This window comes from Streptomyces sp. BE20 (assembly GCF_036322525.1).
In the GTDB taxonomy this organism is placed as follows: domain Bacteria; phylum Actinomycetota; class Actinomycetes; order Streptomycetales; family Streptomycetaceae; genus Kitasatospora.
The window spans coordinates 60,216-68,106 of the sequence record NZ_JAQYWW010000585.1 but is presented as its reverse complement, the minus strand read 5'-3'; the positions used below and the strand labels follow the sequence as shown (position 1 = coordinate 68,106).

10 protein-coding genes and 2 pseudogenes are annotated in these 7,891 nt (G+C 70.1%); 5 read left to right on the top strand and 7 right to left on the bottom strand.

Features of this window, described 5'->3' with window-relative positions; genetic code table 11:
- Nucleotides 1-147 (top strand): annotated as a pseudogene (locus PUR61_RS10780) (GuaB1 family IMP dehydrogenase-related protein); the annotation flags it as partial.
- 132 nt (nucleotides 148-279) lie between these two features.
- Nucleotides 280-624: pseudogene (locus tag PUR61_RS10775) on the top strand (transposase family protein); the annotation flags it as partial.
- 70 nt (nucleotides 625-694) lie between these two features.
- Here the strand turns inward: PUR61_RS10775 and PUR61_RS10770 are convergent.
- A complete protein-coding gene (locus tag PUR61_RS10770) occupies nucleotides 695-1,126 on the bottom strand; it encodes a VOC family protein (RefSeq protein WP_329878208.1) in 432 nt (143 codons plus the stop codon).
- A 609-nt stretch (nucleotides 1,127-1,735) separates the two neighbouring features.
- Between PUR61_RS10770 and PUR61_RS10765 the strand changes: the two genes are divergently transcribed.
- The gene (locus PUR61_RS10765; RefSeq protein WP_329878206.1) at nucleotides 1,736-2,338 is read left to right on the top strand and encodes a hypothetical protein; all 603 of its coding nucleotides are present in this window, start codon (nucleotides 1,736-1,738) and stop codon (nucleotides 2,336-2,338) included.
- A 117-nt stretch (nucleotides 2,339-2,455) separates the two neighbouring features.
- On the opposite strand, the gene PUR61_RS10760 is transcribed toward PUR61_RS10765, so the two are convergent.
- From PUR61_RS10760 to PUR61_RS10740, 5 genes are all read right to left on the bottom strand, one after another.
- Nucleotides 2,456-3,046, bottom strand: a complete 591-nt coding sequence (locus PUR61_RS10760; protein ID WP_329878204.1) for a class IV adenylate cyclase — start codon at nucleotides 3,044-3,046, stop codon at nucleotides 2,456-2,458.
- On the bottom strand, nucleotides 3,043-3,720 hold the full coding sequence (locus tag PUR61_RS10755) for an SAM-dependent methyltransferase (protein ID WP_329878202.1): 678 nt from the start codon (nucleotides 3,718-3,720) through the stop codon (nucleotides 3,043-3,045). The genes PUR61_RS10760 and PUR61_RS10755 overlap by 4 nt, the downstream gene beginning before the upstream one ends.
- On the bottom strand, nucleotides 3,638-4,279 hold the full coding sequence (locus tag PUR61_RS10750; RefSeq protein ID WP_329878200.1) for a hypothetical protein: 642 nt from the start codon (nucleotides 4,277-4,279) through the stop codon (nucleotides 3,638-3,640). Before PUR61_RS10750 ends, PUR61_RS10755 begins: the two co-directional genes overlap by 83 nt.
- Entirely contained in the window at nucleotides 4,272-5,174 is a 903-nt protein-coding gene (locus tag PUR61_RS10745; protein ID WP_329878198.1) for a radical SAM protein, read from the bottom strand. The genes PUR61_RS10750 and PUR61_RS10745 overlap by 8 nt, the downstream gene beginning before the upstream one ends.
- A 107-nt stretch (nucleotides 5,175-5,281) precedes the next feature.
- Nucleotides 5,282-5,974: an HAD family hydrolase gene (locus PUR61_RS10740; RefSeq protein ID WP_329878196.1), complete on the bottom strand. Its 693-nt coding sequence runs from the start codon at nucleotides 5,972-5,974 to the stop codon at nucleotides 5,282-5,284.
- 94 nt (nucleotides 5,975-6,068) lie between these two features.
- On the opposite strand from PUR61_RS10740, the gene PUR61_RS10735 reads away from it, so the two are divergent.
- Together PUR61_RS10735 and PUR61_RS10730 are read left to right on the top strand one after the other, a co-directional pair.
- Nucleotides 6,069-6,839 (top strand): XRE family transcriptional regulator, encoded by a 771-nt coding sequence (locus PUR61_RS10735; protein ID WP_329878194.1) that lies wholly within the window; start codon nucleotides 6,069-6,071, stop codon nucleotides 6,837-6,839.
- On the top strand, nucleotides 6,826-7,293 hold the full coding sequence (locus PUR61_RS10730; RefSeq protein ID WP_329878192.1) for an NUDIX hydrolase: 468 nt from the start codon (nucleotides 6,826-6,828) through the stop codon (nucleotides 7,291-7,293). Before PUR61_RS10735 ends, PUR61_RS10730 begins: the two co-directional genes overlap by 14 nt.
- Here the strand turns inward: PUR61_RS10730 and PUR61_RS10725 are convergent.
- Nucleotides 7,281-7,844: an HD domain-containing protein gene (locus PUR61_RS10725; protein ID WP_329878190.1), complete on the bottom strand. Its 564-nt coding sequence runs from the start codon at nucleotides 7,842-7,844 to the stop codon at nucleotides 7,281-7,283. The genes PUR61_RS10730 and PUR61_RS10725 overlap by 13 nt on opposite strands.
- Between the last annotated feature and the right edge of the window lie 47 nt (nucleotides 7,845-7,891).

Below are 7,891 nucleotides of genomic sequence, written 5' to 3'. Positions count from 1 at the left end.
ATCGACTCGATCGTGGCCGGCGTGCGCAGCTCCTGCACCTACGCGGGCGCGGCCTCCCTGGAGGAGTTCCACGACAAGGCCGTCGTCGGCATCCAGAGCGCCGCCGGCTACGCCGAGGGCAAGCCGCTGCACTCCAGCTGGAGTTGACGAACCGTCACCTCGTCGCGGTTCGGCGGCGGACGGGGGCCCGGGACGCTCCGTCCGCCGCCGAGACCCTTCACCGGCTCCTGCGGGCGGCGGCGTTCGGCGGCGCATCCACTCCCCGGACCGTCCCGGACCACCCGCCTGGTCGTGGTGGTGGGCCGACCCCTGCCCGGCAACCGCGACGACTGCAGGGCAGGGGAGGAATCCGGGGCCAAAGCCGCCGTCGGCCGGACAACCACGATCGCCGACGGCGACTGCCCCGGAACCGGCCTCGCCGTCCCGCACCGCCGTCCCAGAGGCGGCGAACTGACTGACTGGCAGGCCGAACACGACCACGAACGGGTTCGCGCCCGCGTCGAGCACGCCTTCGCCCGGATGAAGACCTGGAAGATCCTGCGCGACCGCCGCCCGAGAGGCGACGGTGTGCGCCACGCGATGCACGGCGTTGCCCGCCCGCACAACCTCGCTCTCACGGGATGACTCCCGCCGCATGCGGGACCTGAAAGGTCCCCGGGAGAGGGCTCCCCACCTCGCAGTCTCGGAGGAGAAATCAGGCGAGGCAGAACTCGTTGCCCTCGATGTCCTGCATCGTGATGCACGACTCGTTGACGCCATCGGCGCGCTGCGTCAGCACGTGCCTCGCGCCGAGCACCATCAGCCGTGCGCACTCGGCCTCGAGTGTGGCCAGGCGCTCGTCACCCACGAGCCCGACGCCGGCCCGCACATCGAGATGCACCCGGTTCTTGACGACCTTGCCTTCGGGAACCCGCTGGAAGAGCAGGCGCGGAGCCACACCCGCGGGATCAGTGCACGCGAAGTAGACCGCATCCTCGGGCGGCAGCGAGCGGTAGCACTCCTCCCACGTGGCGAAGCCCTCCGGGACCGCCGGCATGACGTACCCCAGCACCTCGCACCAGAAGGCGGCGAGGCGCACAGGCTCCGCACAGTCGAAGGTCACTTGGAACTGTTTGATCGTTGACATTGGCGCACAATAACAGGGGTTCTGCTCATCTCCGCAGGTCAGGTGGTCCGCAGGTGGCCAGGAGGAGGGCTGATACCCACTGTCGTGTCGTGCGGTCGCAGGGGTGAACCGAGGCCACCGCCGCACCGGTCGGATCCGGCTGCCCTCCTGCGCCCCAGGCGACGGCGCCCGCCTCGGCGCCCAAGGCCAACGCCGCCTGCCCGGAGGGGCGTTGGGCGAGCCGGCGCGGCGGCCCGGCACCGCTCCCGGTCGGGCCCGACCCTCCACCTCGCTGACCGCCCACGCTGTGGCGCCGGGCGCCCTCGGGACCCTTGTCCCGACATCAGGGACCAACGGCCCGCAGACCCTCCCGGCACCCCCGGTGCAAGCTGTCGGCAGACGCCCGGGCCGGAGCTCCACAGCACCGCCCGACCCACCGGCCGTGACCCGGCCGCCGCGTGCGCCACCCTGCACCGACGCACCGCAGCGCCACCGCACCGCGCCCCTTGGCACCCCGCCGCCCGCCCCGCACCCGGCGGCGGCACACACGGACCACCGCCCCACCACGTCACCCCACCAGGGCACTTCGGCGCAGCCGCTCGGCGCGCCACCCCACCGAGGAGAGCCGTCATGGCCACCCAGCACACCCCTGCCCCCACGCCCCTGACGCCCCGCCGCACCGGCCGCCCGGAGGGCGGTGCCACCAGCCGGGCCCCGTTCGCGACCGCCGCCACCCTCGCCACCGCCCGCATCGCCCTCGGCGCCGTCTTCCTCTGGGCCTTCCTCGACAAGACCTTCGGCCTCGGCTACGGCACCGCCGCGGGGCGTGCCTGGCTCGACGGCGCCTCCCCGACCGAGGGTTTCCTCGGCCACGTCGCCGCCGGCCCGCTGCGCGGCACCTTCCACGCCATGGCCGGTCAGACCTGGGTCGACTGGCTGTTCATGGCGAGCCTGCTCGGCCTCGGCCTCGCCCTCCTCGGCGGGATCGGGCTCCGGATCGCCGCCGTGGGCGGCACCGCCCTCCTCGCCCTGATGTGGGCCGCCGAGTGGCCGCCCGCCCGCCACCTCGCCGACGGCACCGCCAGCGGCTCCAGCAACCCGCTGATCGACTACCACCTCGTCTACGCCCTGCTCCTCGCCGTCCTCGCCGTCACCGGCACCGGCACCACCTGGGGCCTCGGCCACCGCTGGACCGCCCTCCCCGCCGTCCGCACCCGCCCCTGGCTCCACTGACCCACCCCGGACGGCCCCCGCCCCCGCCCCCGCTCGATGACGGGGGCGGGGGCGGTGCGGTGGCCGGGTGGACACGAGCCGGAACGGCCGATCGACGAGGGGCAGCTCGCCCCCCGTTCAGGTCGCGGGAGTTCCGTGGCTACCGGATCCCTCCCGCTGATGGCCGTTGTCGAACAGGAGGGCGGGTTCGGCGAGGATGTCGCGGCCGGCCTCGCTCTTGTAGATCTCGTCGACGCTGCCGAACCGGGCCTCGGCATAATCGAGTTCGAGCAGCGACGCAGCCTGGCGGACGGATGCCTCGTCGGGGCCCTCGATCTCCACGAAGGTGGCGAGGTCGGGCCAGGTGTCGAAGTCGAAGGCGACCTCACCCAGACGCCACTCCTCTCGATAGTTCTCCTGGTAGCGGACCTCCCGCAGACCGAGGCTGCGGAGGATCTCGGCCATGGACTGCAGATCGGCCACCTCGGTCTCGATCTCGGTGGTGCCGTCGATCGTGGTGGCGTCGGTGACCTGCTTGAGCGTCAACGTGGATCGGGTACCCTCGTCGCGCAGACGGACCCAAGCACCGCCGTCGAGGGCATCGCTCTCGAAGATCTTCCTGGTGAGCAGGGTGCGGGGGAAAGCCTGGACGGCTCCCAGTACTGTCAGTCGCGCCTGGAGGTCGGCCACGTCGACAGCGAGGAACTTGGCCTCGTACTCGTGCTTCATGCGTTCTTCTTCCCGTGCGGGTGAGGGTGGTCCGACGTGCGGGCTGCGAGGAGCAGTCCCATCCGGTGGGTATGGTCCTGGAGCCGGCCGTGGTGGGCCCGCTCGGTGAACTCCGCAGTCCGCAGCGTCAGCAGAACGTTCCAGGCGCCGGTGAAGTGGCGGCTGAGCTTCTCGGGCGATGTGTAGTGGTCGACCAGATGGTGGCGCGCCTCCACCGGCATCATGAACTCCGCGCCGAACAGACCATCGGCGCGCACCAGGAGCTGCATGCGGGCGACGAACTCGGCGAGCGGGCGGCGGTGGTTGACGCTGTAGTGCCAGGAGCAGCTGGTCCAAACCGCGTCGCAGAGCCTGTCGAGCGGCTCGGAGCCGAGGAAGTCCTGCTCCACGACCTGGACCCGGTCATACAGGTCTTCGAGCCTGAGACGGTCGATCAGCCCCGTCGCGTGGGCGTGTGCGGTGCCGGGCAGGTGCACTTCTCCGCCGTGAAGGGCGAGCGGGTCGCGTTCGACCGCGATGACGCGGTAGCCGGCGGCTGCCAGTGGAAGGACGAACTTGCCGTCGCTCGCGCCGATGACCGCGACGGTGGCGTCACGGGGCGCGTGCTCCTTCAGCGCGGCGAGGAACTGGGGGAAGAAGGTGAGGGTGTGCTCCCAAAGGCTCCGTGTCTGCACGGCAGTGGGATCCTTCCGCGTCGATGGCGAGGATGGACTGGACTACCTGCTCCGGTTCGAGGCCCGTGGTGTCCACCCGGCGCATCGGGAACTGCGCGTAGGCGGTGGTGATCCGCTCGACCACGTCCTCACCGAGGGCGTCCCACCGGGAGATCGGCTTGTGCCGCCCGGCGAGGCGGCGTTGGCGCTCGTCCTCCGTGCAGAACAGCTGGTAGGTGACAGGTTGGGGGAGATCCGGTGGCAGTATGACGCCGAGATTCGCGCCCAGGGCTCGATGGTTGGCCAGGCACCGGGCGAAGTAGCTCTCCACGACGACCGGGACGTCGGCGGCGAGGTGGTGCCGTATCTCGTCGACGGCGGTGAAGAGTGCGGAGAGGTAGAAGCTCATCCGGGCTTCGATGTTGTCCCGCATGTCGATCTCGCGCCGCAGTGGCTGGTAGAAGACCGGCACGGTGGGGACGAGAACGGCTTCGCGGGCTGCGGCGAGCATCGGTGCGACGGTCGATTTGCCGGTGCCGCGCAGCCCTTCGAGGCTCTCGAACAGCGGACGGTCAGACACGGGCGTACACCACGTCCGGAACGGCGAGGGTGAGTTCGTCGGTCGCGGAGGGCCGGTGGACGATGTGACCGGCGAGCTTGTCGTACCAGAAAGCATGCGAGTCCTTGCCGACGGCCTTGCAGGACATGGTGAGCGCACCGCGCGGGTCGGCCTCGATCCGCTCGATCTCTCGCGGTCCGTCGATGTGAGCGCAGATGTCCGGGGCACCGTCCTCGGACAGGTCCTCGTCAACGATCACCTCGATCGAGAGCTTCGCGCCCTTCAGCCGTTCGCGCAGGCGGGCGTACGCGGCGGGCTCGGTCACGAGCAGCTCGGGGTGGTCGGCCGCGTTGCCGACCGGGCGCATGCAGTGGAGCTTCAGTTGTCGGGCCCCGAAGTCCTGGAGGGTACGAGCCAGCGGGACCACCTCGTCGATGTTGCGGGCGGTCACCGTCATGGTGGCCCCGGTGGCGACACCGAGCTCCCGCGCCAGGTCGAGCGCGCTCAGCGCGCCCTGGTAGCTGCCGAACCTGCGGACGTGGTCGTTGGTCGCGCCGATGCCCTCCAACGACACCCTCAGCAGGTCGAGGTAGGGGGCGATCTCCGCGAGCCGGCGCTCGATGCGGTAGCCGTTGGTGCAAATCTGGACCTGCAGACCGAGTTCCTGTTTGGCATGGCGGACGACCTGCGGCAGGGCCTTGTAGATGAACGGCTCGCCACCGAGCAGGGTGACGGCCTCGGTGCCGTACCGGTCACGCATGAGGGTGAGGAGCTCGATGGCCTCCTCTGACGAGAACGCGTCCGCGTGTTTGAGCCGCTCGCCGTGGAAGCAGTGCAGGCACTCGAAGTTGCAGCGGTACAACAACTGCAGGTAGAGCATTCGGATCCGCTGGATCCCGGTCACTTCGCCGATCATACGAGTCTCCCTCGGCCGGTCGCTCGGCTGGTGACCTGATGGTGGCGAAGGGTTCCGGGATGGCGGCACCGCGTACCGGGACGGCTCGGGGACGTCTTGGGACGTTCTCAGTCGGACGCGAATGACCGCAGGAGTTTCAGAAGAGCCGGGGTGTCGGAGAGGTCCGGCAGCACGGTGCTCGCGCCCGCCGCAATCAGGTCGGCTTGGCTGTCGACACCCGTGGCCACGGCGATGACCCCGGCCTCGGAGGTGAGCGCCGCCTCGACATCACGAGGAGTGTCCCCCACCAGGACCACTGGTACGTCAACAGGCAGGCCGCGGTGTCGGCGAGCACGTTCTCGCGCGACGGCCACCAGCTCACGGCGCTGAACGGCATCGGCCCCGTAGGCTCCGACGGCCAGATCCAGCAGGTCGTCGAGGCCGAAGGCCGCGAGCTTCACCCGCGCGTTGGCCGCAATGTTGCCGGTCAGTACCGAAGAGACCCAGCCGGGCCGGTCGGCTGCCGCTTCGAGTGCTGCCCGGACGCCCGGGAGAGCCGTGCCGCGTCGGCGGAGGTCGTCGAACCGCTCGATCCCCGCCACTTCGAGGGCCGTCTGGACTGTCGGCCAGTCGGGCTCCGGCCGATCGTTGCGGCGGAACATCTCACGCATGATCAGGCGGTCGGTTCGGCCTTCGGTCCGGGCCGCATGGTTCGGTGGATACCCCGCCAGGGCGGCGAAGGCGGCCGCGTAGATCTCCTTGCTGACCCCCGCGTTCTCGATGAGCGTGTGGTCGATGTCCCAGAGGATGATCAGCGGCATGGCGCCAGCGTAGGCACCCTGCCGATCCGTGAGCCCATGAGGTGTCCCCCTACCTCCTTGCAAGCCGACGCCTGCCTCGGCTTATATGGTTTCCGTGAACGAGCGACTTCGCTCCGTACTCGCTCAGCGCGGCGTCTCTCCCGAGTTGCTCGCCGCCGCGTGCGAGGTGGACCCCAAGACCGTGGGCCGCTGGATCGGCGGACGAGTGCCGCACCCGCGACACCGCTTCGCGGCCGCCCAGCACCTACGAGTGGAGGAGACCTTCCTCTGGCCCGCACCGGCGCCACTGGCGGGCAGGCCGCTCGCGGCCGGCACCGAGCTGGTCGGCACCTACGTCAACCGAGCGAGCGTGCCACGGGAGATGTGGTTGTCGTTGCTGCGGGAGGCCGAGACCCAGATCGACGTGCTCGTGTTCTCCGGGACGTTCTTCGCACAGACCAACCCGCACGTCGCCAGGATGCTTGCGGAACGGGCCTCGGCCGGTGTTCGCGTCCGTCTGTGCTTCGGAGATCCGGCTGGCAGGGCGGCCGTTGTCCGGGGGCGTGAGGAGGGTATCGGTGACGCGCTCGCCGCGAAGATCCGTGCCTCGCTCACCTACTACCGGATCCTGCCGGACAGGGCCGGCTGCGAGGTGCGCCTCCACGACACCACGCTCTACAACTCGCTGTTCCGCTACGACGGTGACCTCCTGGTCAATCCGCACGTGTGGGGCCAGCCCGCGAGTGCCAACCCTCTGCTCCACCTCAGGAGGGTCGACTCCACAGGATGGTTCGACAACTACGCTCAGAGCTTCGAAGCCGTCTGGGACGGCGCGAAACCCTGGACACCCGTATCGGAGGGGAACACCGCACATGGGCAGGACTGAGTATCTCGACGACCCCGACGCCCCCAAGGCCAACACCCTCGTTCCTGCGAGCAACCTGCTCGTGGCCGACCACAACGGCGCCATCCTGATGCAGCGCCGACGTGACACCGGCCAGTGGGCCCTGCCCGGCGGGGCGCAGGACATCGGCGAGACCGCTGCCCAGTGCGCCGTGCGCGAATGCCTGGAGGAGACCGGCGTGATCGCCGAGGTGACCGGATTCCTGGGCGTCTACAGCAACCCGCACCACATCGTCGCGTACACCGACGGCGAGATCCGCCAGCAGTACGAGAACGCGTACATCGGCCGGCCCGTCGGCGGCGAGCCCACGATCAACGACGAGGCCGACGACGTCCGATGGATTCGGCCCGCCGACCTCGACCGGTACGACATCCACCCCAGCATGCGCCGACAGATCGGCGACTACCTCGCCGGCACCTACCCCTACCTCGGCTGAGCGGCCAGCGCGGCCTCCACCCGCGCCACCGCCGCGAAGATCGGCGGTGCTGCCCGACGGATGAACCGCCCCACCACGCTGTCCGCCCCGTAGCGCCCCACGATCTCCGCCACTCGTTCTCCGGCGGTCGTCAGGGCCCCGTCGGGCGTCGTCGTCATGTCGCAGTAGACCAGCGCATCCACCGGCCGCCGGTCGTCCAGCAGCGGGAACTCCGTCTCCAGAACGTCGCGGAGTCCCCGCTCCTCGGCTTCGATCAGCGCGAACGAGTGGTTCGCCACCAATCGGGTCAGCCGATCATCCACCCCGTGGACGTCTCGGAGGAACCGGGCACCGTCGAGCGGGTGGAAATGGGTCATCGCCAGTCTCGGTGCATAGCCGATGTCATGCAGTAGCGCCGATGCGTGGACCACATCGGCGCTGTCGCCCAGCACACTGGCGAGACCGGCGGCCCGTGCAGCGACGCCTTTCGAATGCGCCCAGCGACGGGGCAGCACCACGGACAGTTCCGCTTCGGTGAGCCGCCACGCCCACTCGGTCAGGACCTCACTCATGTCCAGGTGCCTTCCCTCGCGGTCGAGAGGACAGTCCTCCGGCAGCA

What these genes read in the sequence shown, in the direction of transcription:
- PUR61_RS10725 (WP_329878190.1), bottom strand. Translation starts at nt 7,844, where the DNA reads ATGAGTGAGGTCCTGACCGAGTGGGCGTGGCGGCTCACCGAAGCGGAA.
- PUR61_RS10765 (WP_329878206.1), top strand. Translation starts at nt 1,736, where the DNA reads ATGGCCACCCAGCACACCCCTGCCCCCACGCCCCTGACGCCCCGCCGC.
- PUR61_RS10760 (WP_329878204.1), bottom strand. Translation starts at nt 3,046, where the DNA reads ATGAAGCACGAGTACGAGGCCAAGTTCCTCGCTGTCGACGTGGCCGAC.
- PUR61_RS10740 (WP_329878196.1), bottom strand. Translation starts at nt 5,974, where the DNA reads ATGCCGCTGATCATCCTCTGGGACATCGACCACACGCTCATCGAGAAC.
- PUR61_RS10770 (WP_329878208.1), bottom strand. Translation starts at nt 1,126, where the DNA reads ATGTCAACGATCAAACAGTTCCAAGTGACCTTCGACTGTGCGGAGCCT.
- PUR61_RS10730 (WP_329878192.1), top strand. Translation starts at nt 6,826, where the DNA reads ATGGGCAGGACTGAGTATCTCGACGACCCCGACGCCCCCAAGGCCAAC.
- PUR61_RS10745 (WP_329878198.1), bottom strand. Translation starts at nt 5,174, where the DNA reads ATGATCGGCGAAGTGACCGGGATCCAGCGGATCCGAATGCTCTACCTG.